The sequence below is a fragment of the Saccharothrix sp. NRRL B-16348 genome (assembly GCF_001280085.1).
Lineage (GTDB): Bacteria > Actinomycetota > Actinomycetes > Mycobacteriales > Pseudonocardiaceae > Actinosynnema.
Genome location: NZ_LGED01000210.1, coordinates 37,831 through 55,052 on the forward strand (window position 1 = coordinate 37,831; position 17,222 = coordinate 55,052).

General features: G+C 72.4%; 13 protein-coding genes. 11 read left to right on the top strand and 2 right to left on the bottom strand.

What is annotated here, in order from left to right; genetic code table 11:
• Positions 1-38: 38 nt before the first annotated feature.
• Both ADK67_RS49360 and ADK67_RS26475 read right to left on the bottom strand, forming a co-directional pair.
• Positions 39-2,732, bottom strand: a complete 2,694-nt coding sequence (locus ADK67_RS49360) for an RICIN domain-containing protein (RefSeq protein WP_082403830.1) — start codon at positions 2,730-2,732, stop codon at positions 39-41.
• A gap of 710 nt (positions 2,733-3,442) precedes the next feature.
• Positions 3,443-6,298: an AfsR/SARP family transcriptional regulator gene (locus ADK67_RS26475; RefSeq protein WP_053719223.1), complete on the bottom strand. Its 2,856-nt coding sequence runs from the start codon at positions 6,296-6,298 to the stop codon at positions 3,443-3,445.
• A 239-nt stretch (positions 6,299-6,537) separates the two neighbouring features.
• Between ADK67_RS26475 and ADK67_RS51195 the strand changes: the two genes are divergently transcribed.
• The 11 genes from ADK67_RS51195 (at position 6,538) to ADK67_RS26505 (ending at position 17,192) form a co-directional block, all read left to right on the top strand.
• A complete protein-coding gene (locus ADK67_RS51195; RefSeq protein ID WP_157620854.1) occupies positions 6,538-6,702 on the top strand; it encodes a hypothetical protein in 165 nt (54 codons plus the stop codon).
• Between the two features lie 118 nt (positions 6,703-6,820).
• Positions 6,821-6,985: a thiazolylpeptide-type bacteriocin gene (locus ADK67_RS51200; protein WP_157620855.1), complete on the top strand. Its 165-nt coding sequence runs from the start codon at positions 6,821-6,823 to the stop codon at positions 6,983-6,985.
• A 13-nt stretch (positions 6,986-6,998) separates the two neighbouring features.
• Positions 6,999-7,154, top strand: coding sequence for a thiazolylpeptide-type bacteriocin (locus ADK67_RS51205; RefSeq protein WP_157620856.1), 156 nt, complete (start codon positions 6,999-7,001; stop codon positions 7,152-7,154).
• A 25-nt stretch (positions 7,155-7,179) separates the two neighbouring features.
• Complete coding sequence (locus tag ADK67_RS51210; protein ID WP_157620857.1) at positions 7,180-7,341, top strand: thiazolylpeptide-type bacteriocin; 162 nt, start codon at positions 7,180-7,182, stop codon at positions 7,339-7,341.
• A 14-nt stretch (positions 7,342-7,355) separates the two neighbouring features.
• The gene (locus ADK67_RS54760) at positions 7,356-7,487 is read left to right on the top strand and encodes a hypothetical protein (RefSeq protein WP_269436030.1); all 132 of its coding nucleotides are present in this window, start codon (positions 7,356-7,358) and stop codon (positions 7,485-7,487) included.
• A 146-nt stretch (positions 7,488-7,633) separates the two neighbouring features.
• Positions 7,634-10,087, top strand: a complete 2,454-nt coding sequence (locus tag ADK67_RS26480; protein WP_053719224.1) for a lantibiotic dehydratase — start codon at positions 7,634-7,636, stop codon at positions 10,085-10,087.
• Complete coding sequence (locus ADK67_RS52725) at positions 10,084-11,160, top strand: lantibiotic dehydratase C-terminal domain-containing protein (protein ID WP_053719225.1); 1,077 nt, start codon at positions 10,084-10,086, stop codon at positions 11,158-11,160. Before ADK67_RS26480 ends, ADK67_RS52725 begins: the two co-directional genes overlap by 4 nt.
• Positions 11,157-12,767 carry a hypothetical protein gene (locus ADK67_RS26490; RefSeq protein WP_053719226.1) on the top strand — a complete coding sequence of 537 codons (1,611 nt, stop codon included), beginning with the start codon at positions 11,157-11,159 and terminating at the stop codon, positions 12,765-12,767. Before ADK67_RS52725 ends, ADK67_RS26490 begins: the two co-directional genes overlap by 4 nt.
• Complete coding sequence (locus ADK67_RS26495; RefSeq protein ID WP_053719227.1) at positions 12,764-14,473, top strand: TOMM precursor leader peptide-binding protein; 1,710 nt, start codon at positions 12,764-12,766, stop codon at positions 14,471-14,473. The genes ADK67_RS26490 and ADK67_RS26495 overlap by 4 nt, the downstream gene beginning before the upstream one ends.
• Complete coding sequence (locus ADK67_RS26500; RefSeq protein ID WP_053719228.1) at positions 14,470-15,564, top strand: hypothetical protein; 1,095 nt, start codon at positions 14,470-14,472, stop codon at positions 15,562-15,564. The genes ADK67_RS26495 and ADK67_RS26500 overlap by 4 nt, the downstream gene beginning before the upstream one ends.
• Positions 15,561-17,192, top strand: coding sequence for a thiopeptide-type bacteriocin biosynthesis protein (locus tag ADK67_RS26505; protein WP_063797731.1), 1,632 nt, complete (start codon positions 15,561-15,563; stop codon positions 17,190-17,192). The genes ADK67_RS26500 and ADK67_RS26505 overlap by 4 nt, the downstream gene beginning before the upstream one ends.
• Positions 17,193-17,222 lie beyond the last annotated feature (30 nt).

The following is a 17,222-nucleotide window of genomic DNA, read 5'->3' on the forward strand; positions in this document are numbered from 1 at the left end:
TCGACGCCGAGGTATCAGGCGAGAACCGGGTCGTCCGGTCAGACCCGGATCAGTTGCCACTGCTGGTTGGCCCCGCCGTTGGCGGCCCACTGCACGACCTGCGCCCCGTCGCTCGTCGCCGCACCGTAGACGTCCGCCACCAGTCCGCTGTCGTGGCTGACGATGGTGTAGTAGCCGTTGCCGGTGGACCGCAGGTACCACATCTGGTTGGTGCCGCCGTTGGCCGTCCACTGCTGCAGTTGCAGCCCGGCCGTGCTGCTGCCGCCGTTGACGTCGAGCGCCTTTCCACTCGCGACGTACCGGAGGGTGTAGGAGCCGTCGGAGGTCGTGGCGACGGTCCAGGTGCCGGTGCCACTCTGCTGGACCACCTTGGCACCGTCCGCGGTGGAGTTGCCCGCGACAGCGAGCTGCTTGCCGCTGTTGCGATTGACGATGCGGTAGTTGCCCGGTGCGGGTCCGTCTCCGCCGCCTCCGGCGAGGTTGAAGTACTCCACCGCGTCGGTGAAGACGGGCCTGCCGGACTTCGTGGTCGACAGCTGCAGGTACACGCGGTTGCCGGTGGCCGGGGTGGTGAAGGACACCGGCTGGGTGACCCGCGATCCGAGCGGGACGGTCAGGGTCGTGCTTCCGGACGCGACGACCGCCCCGTCCGGCGCGTCGAGCCGCGCCGTCCAGGTGAAGCCCACCGAAGTGTCGGCGAAGTCGTCGTTGAAGACGGTGATGTTGCGGGTGACCGTGGCGTTCCGGGCGTAGCTGGGCACGGCCTGGGGCAGGGGGAAGGTGCCGTTCGCGTCCGAGACGCCGGAGGCCGACCAGTAGGGGAGGTCGACCGCGGCCACCGGGTTGAACGCCGCCTGCACGCGCTGGAACTGAGGGTTGCTCCAGGGGTCCGGGAGGTTGTCCGCGCCGTAGACAGGGCGACCGCCCTCCTCCGGGACGAAGTCGCCGGTGCGCACGCCGGGGATGACGCTGGCCCAAGCTGACAGCAGCGTGTACGGACGCAGGTCGGTGGCGCCCTTGCCGCGCTTGGCCAGGGTTGCCGTGGCGAACCACTCGAAGCCCTGCTTGGTGTTGCATGCCGGCCAGATGTACTCGCCCTCGCCGTCGGGCCGCCCGTTCACGGTGATCAGGCCCTCCCCGTACCTGCCGAAGCCGTCGACGTAGTGCGGGATCACCGCGAAGTTGGCGTACGTCATCCCGGGATACAGGCTGACATTGTTGCCGACGCCCACCTCGACAATGATCGGCCGGGTTCCGTCGGCGCCGTTCATCGCCGCGTACAAGTCCTTCTCGAACTGTTCGGAATCCTGGCCGCTCTGGTTCGGCTCGTTGTTCTGACTCCAGCGGATGATCGCGGGGTGGTTGCGGTCGCGCAGGACCAGCGCACGGGCGTGGTTGATCATGTTGTTGCGCCCGACGGTCTCCCTCCACTCCTGCGAGGATTGGGAGCCGCGAATCGCGACCTCGCCGATGATCATCAGGCCCATCTCGTCGGCGACATCCAACATGTACGGGCTCGCGGGCTCCTGGTGGATGCGCACCACGTTGAAGTTCAGCCGCTGGTAGTTGTCCACCGCCTGCGGCCAGCCGCCGTTGCCGGGCGACGGGGGCAGGAAGCCGGGCAGGGTGTGGTACGCGTCGCCCTTGCCGCCGTTGTTGACCCGGTCGTAGTCGGCACCCTGGAGGTTGTCGCCGCGGAAGTTCACGCGCACGCCGTTGAGGTAGTAGTAGTCACCGTTCTGGGTGGCCTCCCGGAACCCGAACCGGTACGTGGCGTCGCTGGTGCGCCCGTCATCGGCGACGGCATGCACCGTCAGCCCGTGCAGCTGCGCCCGGTAACCCGACCGGTACGGCACGTTGGGCCACCAGTACGAGGTGCTGTCGAGGTTCCACGCGACCGGCCCGACGGTCACGGTCACGGTCGAGTTGGCCGCCACGGTGACCGTGCGGCTGGGCAGTTCCGGGTAGCTGAAAGCCGTTCCGTTGATGGACGACAGCGACCCGGTCAACGTCACCGACCGGGAACTGCCCGACGTGTTGCGCACCGACACGTCGTAGCTCAACGTCTTGTTCGCCACCGACGTACGCACGAATGTGTCGCTGACGTACACCGCCGGGTACACCCGCAGGAACGCGGACCCGAAGATCCCCTGCGGGATCGCCTCGGACCACGTGGCGGCGTCGGGCACCAGGTACCGGCCGTTGGACGCCTTCAGCGCTCCGCGGCCCTTCACGTTCACCGTGATCGTGTGGGTGGTGCCAGGCGCCGCGTATGCGCTGATGTCGAAGTTCGACGGGGTGAACGCCGTCGTCTGGGTGGCGACCACGCGGCCGTCGACCGACAGCGTCGCCTGGTGGTTGACCGCCCCGAACTCGATCCACGTCGACTGCGGCTGACCCGAGTCGGGCACGGTGATGGTGCGCGAGTACACCGCCTCGTTCACGTCGGTGAAGCCCTGCTTGTACCAGCCGCCGCCGGGCACGCTGATCGACGTCGTCGCCCGGCCCGCCGGGGTGAAGCTCCACGTCCCGGCCAGGTCGACCGAGGCGATCGCGGCAACGCCGGCAGTGGCGGCCGCGGCAGCCGCGGCCGTGACGGTCGGCTGTGTTGCGACGGCCGGCTGTCCTGCGGCGGCGGGTTGTACCGTGCCGATGGTCGCGAGGAGTGTGGCGCCCGCCAGCGCTACGCCGGCGAAGCGCTGGGATAGCGTGCGAGGCCTGTTCCGACGCATCAAGAAACCCCTTTCGCGGGTGTCGCCTCAACGGCGATACACCGATCATCGGACCCATCCTCACTACCGCCGGGGTCGCCAGAACAGGGAGGTCCACTGTGGACTCTTCTGCCGGCTTCATACCCGCGGAGCAGGGCATTGGTCGGTAAGCAATCGTGGGGACGGCGCGGCCTGGTGTCACACCAATGAAACTATGGCGGACAAGAAGGGTCAAAGCTAAATGTGAGCGCTAACTTTGAGCACTCCGACCAAGAAGAGTCCGACCAGGGGTCATCACCGTGGCAGGTCGCCGGACCGGTCGGGAAGTTGCCCCGTTCGGCCCACCGGGCGACCTGTGCCGGCGAGAGGGCCTCACCGTAACCAGCCGCCGATCGGCGGTCAAACGCTGTGCCGGCTAAATATTGACGCGCTTGTTTGGCGGCCGCTGAATGCCACCTGTCGAACAAGGCCGCGCTGGTCTCGACGGTGTGGCGACAAATGTTAGCGGTAACACGATTGCACTTCGGGTAGTGATCCGGCGTGCGGACATCGACGGTGTCCCGGCCACACCGCGGGTGCCCGTTACCCGTGGTGGCTGCCTGGGCAGAGGCGGGAGGGTGGCCTCGGTTGCACGAGTTGCTGTTGGCGAGGTGCGATCGACCGGGCACGACCACCGCACCGCAGCGCCCGGGTGCGGAGTTCTGGCACCCCACAGGTCCTGGCGCGCGGATTCAGGGTAAGCCCGTCCTCCCGGTCTCCACGCTGCCGGCTGTGTCCGGCTGCCCGACCGGTGCCGGGCCGAGTTCGGCGAGTTGTCGTCGCAAGCGCTCGGCGTCGGTGTGGCGGCTCTGCTGTCGGTAGAGGTCCAGCGCTTCCTGCCAGACGGCGGAGGCCTGGGCGTGGTTGCCGAGGGCACTGTGGGGGTGGCCGAGGTTGTTCAGGGTGTCGGCGGCCTCGGTGGTGTTGCCGACGGTGCGGTACAGGGCCAGCGCCTGCTGGTAGTGGTCGATGGCCCGGTGGTGGTGGCCGGTGTGGTGCTCGATCCAGCCGAAGCTGTCCAGGGTGTCCGCCTCGCCATCGGGGTCCTCGTGGTGGCGGTAGAGGTCGAGGGCGGCCTGGCAGTGCTTGCGGGCGTAGTCGTATTCGCCCACTCGGGCGGCGTGCCAGCCCACCATGTTGAGCGCGGTGGCTTCCCACACCGGCTGGGCGAGGGCGCGGAAGAGGTCCAGCGCGTGCTGGGCGTGTTCCAGGGCTTTGTGGTCGTCGCCACGCTGCCCCCAGGCCCAGGTGAGGGCGTGATGGGTGTGGGCCTGCTGGGTGAGGTCGTGGTGCTGCCGGGCGAGGGCGAGGGCCTGGTGCAGGTTGGCGATGGCGCCGTCGTGCCGCTCCAGTTCGGCGAGGGCGTGACCGAGGAGGCGGTGGGCGAGGATTCGGGCGCCGGGGTCGGGCAGGTGGGTGGCCGCGTCGGCCGCGGCTTGCCACACGGCGAGGTCGTCGTGGATGTGCCCGCGCAGCCGGTGGAAGGAGGCCAGGGCCCACGCGATCTGCCACACGATCCGGTGGCGGCGACGGCTGGCGGCGGTGTGCTGGACGGCCAGGAGGTGGAGGTGGTGGGCGTCCATCCAGGCCAGTGCGGACGCGCGGTCGGGCAGCGGGTGGGAGTGGGTTCCGGGAGCGGGCGGGTCGAGTCGGATCGGTGGGCGGTGGGGAGTCAGGAGTCGTTCGGCGGTGTGGGCGGTGTACAGGTAGAAGTCCGTCAACCGCTCCAGCGCGGCCTCCCGCTCCGGTGCGGGCAAGTGGTCGTCGGCGGTGGTGGCGTAGGCCCGCACCAGGTCGTGCATCGCGTAGCGGCCGTGAGGGTGCCGGTCGAGCAGCGAGTGGTCCTCCAGGACGCGCAGGGCTCTGCGCGCCTCGGCCGTGGTCAGCCCGGTGAGGGAGACGGCGGCGGGCAGGTCGATGTCCGGGCCGGGCGCGATCCCCAGCAGCACGAACACCATGCGCTGCCGCGCGGTGAGGTGGTGCAGGGACCAGGACAGCACGGCGGGCAGGCTGGCGGTGACGTCGGTCTCGTGGTCGAGCATGTCCAGGCCCGGCTCGTGCAGTTCCGCGGCCAGCTCGGCCAACGGGAGCCGCGGGCGGGTGGCGGCGTGCCGCGCGGTGATCGCCAGGGCCAGGGGGTGCCGACCGCACAGGCCGACCAGCTCGTCGACGGCGTCGGGTTCGGCGTCGGTGCGGTGCTCGCCCAGGCGTGACGTCAGCAGGGCACGGGCTTCGACGGGGGTGAGCACGCCCAAGGGCAGGTGGTGCGCACCGTGCCGATCGATCAACGACGGCAGGCTGGTCCGGCTGGTGACCAGCACGGTGCACGTGGGGCTGCCCGGGAGCAACGGCACGACCTGGTCGGCGTTGGCGGCGTTGTCCAGCAGCACCAGCATCCGCCGCCCGGCCATCAGGCTGCGGTACAGCGTGCCCGGGTCTGACTGGGCGCGGTCGGGGGTGACGCCCAGGGCGGCGAGGAAGCCGCGCAGCGCGTCAGCCGGATCGATCGGGTCTCCGGTGGGGCTGAACCCGTGCAGGTCCACGAACAGTTGCCCGTCGGGGAACCGGTGCAGGTTGCGGTGCGCCCAGGACAGCGCGAGCCAGGTCTTGCCGATCCCGCCCACACCACCGATCGCCGAAATCGGCGCCGGTCCGGTCGCCGGCACGACTGCCGCGCCGCTCTCCTCGTGCGGCGCCGTGAGCAGGACGCGGTCGAGTTCGGCCAGTTCGGGGACGCGTCCGGTGAACGGCCCCGGCGCGGTGGGCAGTTGGCGGGGCACCACCGGTTGGCGGTCCGCCTCCGGGGCGGTCAGGGCGAGGTCCGCGGTCAGGATCTGCTGGTGGAGTTGCCGCAGTTCCGGTCCGGGCTCGGCGCCCAGTTCCTCGGCCAGGCGGGTGCGCAGTTGCCGGTAGTGGTCCAGGGCCTCGGCCTGACGCCCGGCGCGGTAGAGCGCGAGCATGAACTGGGCGGCCACGTGTTCGTTCTGCGGGTGCGCGGTGGCGCGATCGGTGAGTTCGGGCAGCAGCACGGAATGCCGCCCGAGCCGCAGTGCCAGGTCCAGGCGGTCGACGTCGGCGGCGAACCGCTCCCGCTCCAGCCCGTTGCGCACCGCGGTGGTCCACGGTGTGTCCAGTCCCAGCAGTGCCTCGCCCCGCCACAACCCCGAGGCCTGCTCGGCCAGTTCGAGTGCGCGGGTCTGGTCCGTCTCGGCGCGTGCGAGGGCGACCAGCCGGCGGAACCGGTGCACGTCCACCGCGTCCTCGTCGACGACCATCTCGTACCCGCTCGCCCGGTGCACGATGGCGGCCTGGCGGGTGGCGCGCAGAGCCCGGCGCAGGCGCGACAGGTAGCCGTAGAGGGTGCTCCGGCCGCCGGACGGGACCCGGTCGCCCCACGCCCGGTTGAGCAGTTGGTCCGTGGACAGCCACTGGTTGGCCTCGATCAGCAGCACCGCCAGCACGCACCGCTGCCGGGCGTGGCCCAGGTCGACCGATCGCTCGCCGATCGTCGCCTGCACCGGACCCAACACGCGGAACTCCACCGCCACCGCGAAACTCCCCTCGACGACCGGCCCCCTCGATACCGGTCTAGCAGGGGCGTTCGGCGGTTGCAGGTTTCCCGCAGGTTTTCGTTCGGTAGGTCGAGCAAGGTGGAGGACGTGGCGGTGAGCGGAACGGGACGAGCTCGTGGCACCCGCCACCCGGAAACCCCTGTCGGACGGGGCAAAGCAGGTCCGCGGGTGGCACCGGTTCCCCGTCGCACCCCGTCACGGTCACGGAGGACTTCATGCGGTTGTGGCAACGAACGGCCTGCTCGGTCGCGGCGGCCCGGCACGCGCGGACCGGCGGGCTCCGCGGTTCCGCCGGCCACTACCTGGAGAACCTGACCAAGGACAGCTCTGCGGTCGGCGGGAACGCCAACGGCGAGATCGATCTCGTGCACGTGCGCTGACGGTTTCCGGCCTCGTCCGGCCCGCACCCGCCCCACTCGAAGCAGTTCACCCCTTTCATCGTGCCCGTGGGTCGCTGACCAGCGGTTTCAGTTCGTGGAAAGGAGGTGATAACCGCCGATGCCCGACATCGCTTTCGACGCCCGTGAATTGCACTTGGACGACCTGTCCGTCACCGCGATGCGTGACGCGGTCGCGCTACCGGAGGCGGGCGCGTCCGGTGCGTCGTGCTCGTGCAACAGCTCGTGCTGCTGCCAACAAGAACCCATCCCCACCTTCGGCTGAATGGGAGTTCGTCGTGGAACTGAGCTTTGAGGTCGATGACCTGGTCGTGGACGACCTGTCCGTGACCGCGATGCGTGACGCGGTGGCGCTGCCCGAGGCGGGTGCGTCCGGCGGCGGGTCCTGCTGTGGCAGCTCCTGCTGCTGCTGCCCGGACCCCAGCTTCCGCTGAAACCAACCGAGTTAGGGAGGACATCATGGAACTGAGCTTCGAGGTCGATGACCTGGTCCTGGACGACCTGTCCGTCACGGCGATGCGTGACGCGGTGGCGCTGCCCGAGGCGGGTGCGTCCGGCGGGTCCTGCAGCGGCGGCAGCTCCTGCTGCTGCAGCGTGCAGCCGCCGGAGCCGACCTTCTGAGAAGGGCTCACGTCGTGGAGCCGACCTTTGACGTCGAGGACCTGGTCCTGGACGAGTTGGCGGTGACTGCCATCGGTGGCGCGGCCTTCACCGACGGCGCCGTCCCGGCGTCGTGCTCGTGCTGCAGCGTCGAGACACGGGCCTGAGTCGGGCCCCGCCATCTCGATCCGAGGGCCTTCGCCGGGCGCGAGGTCCTGACCCGGTGTCCGTTCGCGGGGCACGTCGGGTGTTCCACGTTGGGGGCGTCGGTTGCGGCGCCCCCAACCACCACCAGTTCTCCGGAGGAACCGCGATGGCTGGTCTGACCACCGAGCTGGCGCCCTACGCGATGGTGCGCGTGGCGGCACTGCCCCATCCCGAGCCACCGGCCGGCGCGGCGGGTTTCCGGGCGGCGATGGCCGCCGCGGTCGCCGCGCAAGCCCGGGTCCGGGAGCTCGCGCCGCAGGTGGCCGACGCGCTGTACGACAGCGCGGCCGACCACCCGCCCGAGTTCCACCGACGGGTCGTGCTGCCGCTGCGGCGCGACGTGCACAACGACCGCTCGCCCCGCCCGACGCTGCTGGCCGAGCTCGGGCGGCTGCCCGACCGGGTTCCGCTGTTGGCGCGGTGGCTGGCCGAGCGAGCCGGCCTCGACACCGCCCTCGACGCGGCGCTGGCCGGGTGGCCGGACGCGCTGGCCGCCGAACGCGCCGTGCTCGCGCAGACGTGCCGGGCCGAGCCGCTGCGGCTGGCCGGGGTGGTGACCGGCGCCGACCTGCTGCACGGCCTGGCGCGCACGGCGGAGGGAGGCGGCACACCCGATCGCAAGGCACGCAAGGCGGAGGCCACGGTGCTGCGGTACGCCTTGCGCGCCACGTCCAAGACCAGCCCGCTGTCCTGGTACACCCACGTCGGGTGGGGCACCTGGGGCGACGGGCCGTTGCCACGCCAGGAGCCGGTGTCGCACACCGAGGTGAACCGCCTGCTGCTGACCCGGTTGACCACCGCCTTCCGCGACCGCCCGCACCGGCCCGCGCCGGGACTGCGCGAACAGGACGGCCGCCTGGTGTTCCGCCGGGACGTCCCGGTCGCCGCGCCGTCCGGCGGCCTGCCGTCACGGATCCACGCCACCCGCGAGGAGCAGGTGGACGTGGCGGTGACGGGCCCGCTGCGGTTCGTGGTGGCGACCGCACGGGCCGCCGGACCCGAGGGCGTCGCGCCCGGCGCGCTGGCCGACGCGCTGGCTGTCCAGCTGACCGCGCCGGACCCGGCCACCGCCGCCCGCGCCTACGTCGACCGGATGCTCGACATCGGCCTCCTGGTGCCCATCGAGCCGGTGCACCCGCAGGACCCGGACGCGCCGATGGCGTTCGCCGAGTGGCTGCGCGAGCACGGCGAGCACGACGTGGCGGACCGCCTGACCCGGCTGGCGACGACCACCGCCGCGTTCGCCGCCGCCGACCCGCCTGCCCGGGCCGCGGCCGCCACCGAGCTGGCCGACGGTTGGCGCGAGCTCGGCGAACGGGTCGGGGTCGAGCTGTCCGGGATCTCGCCGGTGTTGGAGGACGTGGTCCTGCCGGAGCCGGTGCCGGTGCCCACCACGGGCGCCGACACGTTGACCCGCTTGACCTCGCTGCTGGTCCTGTTCGACCAGCAGGTGCTGTTGCGCAGGCTGGTGCGCAACCGGTTCGTCGAGGCGGTCGGCCCCGGTGGAGCGGCCTCGCCCGCGGAGTGCGCGGTCTTCCTGTCCGGCGCCTGGCAGGACGCCACGAAGAACATCGACGCGGTCACGGACCCGGAGATCATCGCGCTGCTGGAGATCCGCGCGAAACTCGCGGCGGCGGCTCGGGCGGACGGCGTGCTGTCGGACGACCTGGTGGAGGAGGCAGCCCACCACGTGCCGGGTTGGCTGCGTCGGCCCGGTTCGTACTCGTTCTTCGGCCAGCCGACGCGGGACGGGCGGTTGGTGGTCAACCACGTCTACTCCGGCTTCGGCAAGTTCACCAGCCGGTTCCTGGGCCTGCTCCCCGGTGCGCGGGACCAGGTGGCCGCGCAGCTGCGGCGGGTGCTCGGCGCGCGGTTCGCGCAGTACCGCCCGGTGCTCGGGTTCAACGCCAACCTGCACCCGATGCTGGGCGGGCCCGAGATCGGCGAGGACCGCCGGTGGGCCGACCTGCTCGCCGACGAGCTCCAGGTCCGGCACGACCCGCGTGCCGACGAGATCAGGGTGTTCCACCGGGACGAGCCGCTGGACGTGCTCTACCTGGGGTTCCTGATGCCGCTGGTGTTGCCCGACCGGCACATCCCGCTGTACTCGGACCTGGCGTGCGGCTGGATCCAGCTAAACGCGCTGCGGTCGCGCGAGGAGGAGGACGACGGTGTGGTGGCGCGCGGCGGGCTGCGCTACCGCGACGTGGTGCTGGCGCGCCGCTCGTGGGACTTCCCCACGGCGCCGGAGCTGCCCGCCGAGGAGTCGGTCGCACCCGCCGTGGCCCGGTTGCGCGCCCGGCACGGGCTGCCGGAGCACGTGTTCGCGGGCCCTCTCCTGCCGTCCGGGGCCGTCGATTTCCTGCAGCGCATGCTCATCTCGGCCAAGCCGCAGTACGTCGACTTCGGCAACGCCCTGCACCTGCGCTGCCTGCCCCGGCTGCTGGCCCGGTTCCCCGACGGGGCGCGGCTGACCGAGGCGCTGCCCGTGCCGGGGGCGCAGTCACCCGGCGACCGGGTGCTCGAAGTGATCGCCGAAACGTACTGGAGGGCCACGTGACCGACGTCGTCTGCTACTACTACGACCCGGTGAAGATCCCGTTGCTCCGCGACGCGGTGTTGCCCGCGCTCGCGGAAGCGCAGGCGGCGGGCGCCGAAGGGCACCTGGAGCGGCACTGGCTGCACGGCCCGCACGTCCGGGTGCGCATGGACGGCCCGGACGACGTCGTGCACGCGGTGGCCGACCGGCTGCGCGCCCACCTCGCCGCGCATCCCTCCACAGTGGACGTCACGGTTGCCGAGCTGCTGGAGCGGTCGCGGCGCAACGGCGTCACCGAGCTGGTGCGGCCACCGTACGAGCCGATCCACCCGGACAACACGGTCGTCGTGGAGCCGACCGACACCACCTCGGTGCGCGAACTGCACGGCTCGGACGTGCTGGTGGACCTGCGCACCCGCACGTTGCGGCTGGGTGTGGCGGCGGTGCGGGAGGCCGTCGCCACCGACCGCACGTCGGCCGGGCGGGTCGAGCTGGCGTTGACCGCGATGGCGGCGCACGCGTCGCGGTACCCGGGCGGTCTGGTCACCGGCTACCACTCGTTCCTGTCCCACCTGGAGGACTTCCTGACGGTCAACGACCCGGACGGCGTGATGCGCGCACGGTTCGCGGAGCTGTGGCAGCGCAATGCCGAGAAGGCCGTGGCCACGGTGCGGGCCGTGCACGACGGCGCCCTGGACACCGAGTGGACGACGTGGACCGTGCGCAGCCGTGAGCTGATCGAAGAGGTCTACGACCGCGGTGAGCTGCCCACGGTGTACAACGAGAGCCACGGCGAGGTCGCGCTGGAGCTGGGCGACGAGAAGGCGATCCGCCGCTGGCACCGGGACCACCGCAAGGACTTCAGCGAGTACCACCGGGCGATGCAGCGGGTGGACCTGGACCACCCGCTGTTCCAGCGCCCGGTCACGGTCTACCGGTTCGGCACCAACATGCTCTACCAGCTGCTGGTCGTGTGCGACGTGACGCCGGTCGAGCGCTACCTGGCGGCGAAGCTGCTGGCGGAGGCGGCGCAGCGGATCACCGGCGTCGCGTGGTCGACTCAGCTCGCGGAGCTGTCCGAGGTGGGCCGGTGAAGGGGGAGCTGCTGCGCCTGCGCCCGATCGCGCACGCCAGTCCGACGGACACCGGCCTGCACGTGCGGGGCTGGGCGTCCAGCTTCAGCCTCGGCGGCGGCAAGGGCCTGTGGACGCTCTGGCAGCGGCTGGCCGGTCCGTTGACCGCGGGCGTGCCACCGGAGCAGCTGACCGTGCCGGAGCACGCGCCACCCGCGGTGGCGGCGGCGATGGAGCTGATCATCGGTCAGCTGCACGAGCACGACCTGCTGGTCCGGGTGCCCGCCTCCTGGGACGCCGACGGTCCGCCCGAGCACATCGCGCGGTGGCTGGAGTCGGTCGCCGAGAAGCCGGCGCGGACGTGGGAACTGCTGTGCGGGGGCACGGTGGCCGTCATCGGGTCCGGGGCCTTGGCGGCGGGCGCGCACCGGGCGTTGACGGCCACCGGTCTGGCGGTTCCCCCGGTCGAACCCGGGCCCGGCCTGTTGTTGGTGTGCGGTGGGCACGCGGTGGCCGCCGGGTGTGCGGCCGACGTGGGGTTCGTCGTCGCGCCCGGCACGCGTGGGGATGTGCTGGCCGATGCCGAGGCCGTCGCCCACCGCTTGAACGGGTCGGTGGGTGAGCCGCCGGAGGCGTTGGCGGTACTGGTCGGCTCGGCCGCCGCACACCGGTTGGTGTGCGCGGTCGGCGAGCTGCCCGACCCGGCTCGCGAGGTGGTGAACATGTGGCGCGACTCGGTGCCTCCCGGTCCGGTGCACCAACCGGTGTTCGTCGCGCGGATGGACCCGTTGCGGGGGGAGTACCACCCGTGGCTGTCGGCGGTGCGCCCGGTGTTGCCCGATGGGCGGATCGTCGAGGTGTTGGGTGATGCCGAACTCGGTCCGGTGCCCGCACCGGAAACCGATGACCTGCCCCAGTTGCCGGTGAAGTTGGCGATGTCCGGTGACGCGGTCGGCTTCGGCACCACCGAGCGGTCCGCCCGCCTGGACGCCGTGCTCCGCGCCGCACACCGGCTTGCCCCTGATACCGCGGTGGTCGGAGCGGACCGGGTCCACGCCCTCGGCCTTGCGCTGCGGAACGCCGCCCGGTCGCTGCCGGGCACACCGGTCGACCCGGACACCTGGCAGACGGATCCGACCGCACGGCGGTGGTGGAAGGCCGTGGTGCTGCGGTTCGCGCTGCCCGCCGAGGTGGCGGTGGAGCGGCTCGGTGACGAGGTGGTCCGGGCCGTGGTGCGGTCGGGGGGTGTCGAGCTGTCCTGGGCGATCGAGGCAAGTGCCGCCGATGCGGTGGCCTTCGCGGCGATGGCGGCGGCGGGCCGGGCGCAGGCCGGTGGCACGAAGGTGATGGCGGACCGGGCGCGGGTGGGTGGCGCGGTGGCGGGTCGTGCCGAGGTGGAGCCAGTCGTGCTGTCCGGTGCGTTTCCGGTGGAGGAGCCGAACACCGCCGGCGTCCCCTGGACCGAACGGGCCTGGTACTGGCCGTTCGGGTTGCGTGATGAGGAGGAGGCGTTGCAAGGCCGATTGCGCCGGCTCCTGGGCGTGACCGAGGTCAAGCAGGTGGCGTTGGGACCGGTGTTGCAAGCCGCCGGGCTGGTCGCGTTCGCGGTTCCGGAGGTGGGTCGGTGAGCGTGGTGGAGTTGACCGGCTACACCATCGGCGACCTGGCACGGGTCGGGACGGACGCGGCGGTGTTGCCGATCCGGCACGACGGCGCGTTGACGCTGCTCGGCCCCGTCGTCGGAGGCGGCGGGCCGGGGGTGTGCCTGGTGTGCGCGGAGGACACCCGGCTGGCCGCGCAGAGCACCGCCGTGCCGCGCCGCGACGAGGACATGCGGCTGGGTGGCGTGCCGTCCCCGGTCCACGGCCCACTGATCGCCGCCTTGACCGACCGCGTGCTGGCCGACCCGGACGCGTACCGGGACCGCGTGCTGGCCGTGCGGACCGACCTGAGCACGGTGAGCGAGCACCGGATACGCCCCCGCCCCGACGGCTGCCCGGCGTGCGCGCCGCTGCCCGAGGACACCGCCGAATCCGCCGCGGTCGTCCGCGAACCCGTGCCCGTGTCACCAGGAACGCTGCGGGGGGTTAACCCGCTGACGGACGGTCACGCGCTGTTCGACGCACTGGTGGACCAGCGGCACGGTCCCGTGGTGGGACTGTCCCACATCGGTGATCTGTCGTTGCCCGCCGTCAGCGCGCGGGTCGTGACCGATGGTGAGGGGGTGCAGGCGGGCTTCGGCCGGACCGGGACGTTCGCGGCGTCCGAGCGGGTGGCGTTGTTCGAGTCGGTCGAACGGCTCGCCGGCATGCGTCCGCGGCGCGCCAGGACCGTGCTGGAGGCGTCGTTCGCCGAGCTGGGCCCGGGCCGGGCGGTGGAGCCGACCCGCCTCGGCCTGCCGGACATGCCGTCACCGCACGTGGTGCCCTACACCCCGGACGCGCGCACGCGATGGGTGCACGGGTGGTCCTACACGAGGAGCACCGCCGTCGCGGTGCCCGAGCACGTCGTCTACTGGGGCCGCACACCCGGACCGCGATTCGTGAGCGAGACGTCCAACGGCTGCGGCACCGGCAACAGCCTCACCGAAGCCGTGCTGTACGGGCTGTTCGAGGTCGCCGAGCGGGACGCGTTCCTGATGGCCTGGTACCAGCGGACGCCGTTGCCCAGCCTCGAAGTGCGCGACGAGCTGACGTCGCACCTGTCCGACCGGCTGGAGCAACTGGGCTACCGGCTGGAGTGCTACGACGCGACCAACGACCTGGCGGTGCCCGCGGTGCTGACCATGGCCCGCTACACCGGCGCCGGTTCGGCCGCGCCACGGGTGTTCTTCGCCGCGGGCGCGGGCACGGATCCGGATGCCGCGCTGCGGTCGGCGGCGGTGGAGGTGGCGGTGGACGTCGAGTCGGCGGCCAAGCGCGCCCGCACCGACCCGGCGGAGCACGACCGGGAACGGCTGCTGCGGATGCTGCGCGAACCGGAGCTGATCCGCACGATGGAGGACCACGTCGCGGTCAACGGACTGCCCGAGGCCGCGGACCGCCACGACTTCCTGCGCCCGACCGACCCGGTGCCACCGACCCGACCGGACGTGCCGCTGGACGACCTGGACGCGCTGCTGGAGCACTACGTGACCGCGTGGGCCGCGTTGGACCTGGAGGTGATCGCGGTGGACCTGACCGACCCGGTGGAGCGCGACCGGCTCGGCCTGCACTCGGCGAAGGTCGTCGTGCCGGGCACCCTGCCGATGACGTTCGGCGAGCGCGACCGCCGCACCCACGGCATACCCCGGCTGCGCCCGACCGGTCCGCTGCTGCCCCACCCGTTCCCGTGACCGCCGCTGACGCGCTGGCCACGGCCTACCGGCACGCTCCCGGTCGGGTCATCGCGAAAGGCCCGACGCCACGCCTGCCACCTCCCGCGCCGGCAACCCTGGTCCCGCTGACCGACCTGGCGGCCGGCAGTCGGTTCGGGGCGGCGCTGGCGCACCTGCTGACGGACGTGGCCACGCCGCAGCGGTGGGAGCCGTGGAACCAGTACAACGACCACCGCGCCTACCCGTCCGCGCGGTCGGCGTTCTCGGTGGACGTGGTGCTGGTCGCGGACGGCGGTGCGTGGGCGCTGGACCCGGTGCGCCGGGCGCTCGTCGGCGGCGCGCCCGCCCGGCTGGGCACGTCCGTCCGGCTCGACCTCGTGCGCCGTCGTGAGCGGTTCTCGACGGGGTACGGCGAGTTCGCCGACGTGCTGGTCGAACTGGAGGTCGGGCACCTCATCGCGGCTCTGGCGGACCGCGCGGGACAACTGGGCCTGCGGGCGCGGGTGGACGGCGACGGCCTGGTGGTGTCCTCGGACCGCGAGACCGGAACGCCGGGGCCGCGCCCGCCGGTGCGCAGCAGCGGGTTCGGACCGCGCGGCGTCTCCGCCGATCCCCGGCCGCTGCCCGCGTCGGCGTTCCGCGCGGTGGCCGCCGCCCTCCCGCGACCCGCGAACCTGCGGCACCGGCTGGCCGTGCACAACGTCGAGGGCGTGCCCGACGGGTGGTACGACGGGCCGCGGCTGATCGCGGAAGGGCCCGCGATGGACCAGGTCCGGGGCACCTACGGACACGCGCCGAACATCGTGGACGTCGGCAGCGCGAACCTGGCGCTGGTGATCACCGGTGACCCGGCGGCCGCCGTGGCCGCCGAAGGACCCGACGGCTACCGCGGCCTGCTCCGGGCCGCCGGCGCCTGCGCCCAACGCGTCTGCGCGGCCACCGCCGAGGCAGGCCTGTTCTGCCGCCCGGTGCGCAGCCTGCACGACGAGGACCTGGAGGCGCTGGTCCGCGCCCCGGCCGGGCACACCGTGCTCTACCTGCTGGTCGCGGGCCGTCCGCGCGCGACCGGGTTCACCTACGACCTGACCCCGCTGGAGGCGCGACCATGACGTGGACTGGGCTGCACGTGCGGCTGTCGTGGCAGACCGAGCACGTCGACGCGTTCATCGCCGACGTGCTCGCGCCCGCGATAGCCGAACACCGCACCGCCGGCCGGATCGCCGACTGGTTCTTCATCCGCTACTGGCACACCGGCCCGCACCTGCGCATCCGGCTGCGTGACGGGGCCGGGCACGCGGACCTGATCGCCGAGCAGCTGCGGGCCATGGTCGCGGCGGCGGACCACCCGGAACTGGAGCTGGACCCGGACGGCTACTACGACTCCGTCGGCACGGGACGCGACACCTGGCTGCCGCACGGCGATGTGCGGGAAGTGCCCTATGAACCGGAGGTGGGGCGCTACGGCGGCCCGGACGCGTTGCCGATCGCCGAGGAGGTGTTCTGCCGCAGCACCGACGTCGCGGTGGCGGTGCTGCGCGCGGCCCGCACACCCCAGGCCAAGCTCAGCGCCGCGGTGGAGCTGGTGATGGCCACGACCACCGCGCTGGGCTTGGACCGCCCGGCGGCGGCCTCGTGGTTGCGCAGCATGGCCGCGGGATGGCGGCTGCGCTTCGAGCCGGCCACCGCGCCGACGATGTCGTCCCACGTGGCCGCGCACGGGTTGCACGCCGCGCGTGCGGCGCACCTGAGCGCTCGGTGGGAACGCCTGGAGTCCGCGCCGACCGGTGCGGTGGCGTACTGGATGCGGCAGGTGCGCACCGACGTGCCGCGGCACGTCTGGGCCTCCCAGCTGCACATGCTGCTCAACCGGCTCGGCATCGTCCCGAGCGAGGAACGCACGCTGTGCTGGCTGGCCGCGGCGACCGCGCTCGCGCCGACCGGCGTAGCGGACTTCCACGCCGACGGCGGCGACGCGTTCGACCGCCGGTACCTGGAGGCCAGCAAGTACCGCCCGCACGCCGACGAGCAACTGCCGCACAAGGACAGCGCCCACGAACGGCCGGCGCTCCTCCCTTGGCAGCGGGTGGTGCGGCTGCCCGACCCGCCGGAGCCGACGACGTCGCTGGTGTCGGCCCTGCGGAGCAGGCGCACCGGTCGGGGCGACCAGCTGCGGGGACCGCTGGACGCCACGCGGTTGGCGGCACTGCTGTGGACCGCCCACGGCAGCATGTCCGACGGCAGCCGGCCGTACCCCAGCGCCGGCGCCCTCTACACCGCGCGACTGCGGCTGCTCGCCATGTCCGTCGACGGCCTGGCACCGGGCGTGTACGACGTGGACGAGGTCAACCGGCAGCTGGTCACCGTGACGCCCGCACCGGAGATCGGGGACGTGGAGGCGACGTCGAGTTGGTTCGGCGAGGGCGCCGCGCTCGTCGGAGGCGTGGACATCGCCACCACGCCGGCGCTGCTCGGCCTCTACGTGCGGATCGGCGAGCTGCGCCGCGACTACGGGCTGCGGGCGGTGCGCTTCGGCTTCGCCGAGGCCGGTCACCTCGCGCAGAACCTCACCCTGGTCGCGGCCGGCCTGTCGCTGTCGATGGGTGTCCTCGGCGGTTTCTACGACGACCTGGCGCACGACCTGTTCACCCTGGACGGCGTGGACGACACCCTGGTCTACCTGATGCCGGTGGGATCTGTGGGGATGTCGGAGATCGTCAGTAGGGTCGAAGCCCCATGACGTTGGCACACGGCGGAGATCCGGATCGGG

Bases quoted from the DNA above. Each gene is read 5' to 3' on its own strand.
- ADK67_RS49360 (WP_082403830.1), bottom strand. From the start codon at position 2,732: ATGCGTCGGAACAGGCCTCGCACGCTATCCCAGCGCTTCGCCGGCGTA.
- ADK67_RS51195 (WP_157620854.1), top strand. From the start codon at position 6,538: ATGCGGTTGTGGCAACGAACGGCCTGCTCGGTCGCGGCGGCCCGGCAC.
- ADK67_RS51200 (WP_157620855.1), top strand. From the start codon at position 6,821: ATGCCCGACATCGCTTTCGACGCCCGTGAATTGCACTTGGACGACCTG.
- ADK67_RS51210 (WP_157620857.1), top strand. From the start codon at position 7,180: ATGGAACTGAGCTTCGAGGTCGATGACCTGGTCCTGGACGACCTGTCC.
- ADK67_RS26480 (WP_053719224.1), top strand. From the start codon at position 7,634: ATGGCTGGTCTGACCACCGAGCTGGCGCCCTACGCGATGGTGCGCGTG.
- ADK67_RS26505 (WP_063797731.1), top strand. From the start codon at position 15,561: ATGACGTGGACTGGGCTGCACGTGCGGCTGTCGTGGCAGACCGAGCAC.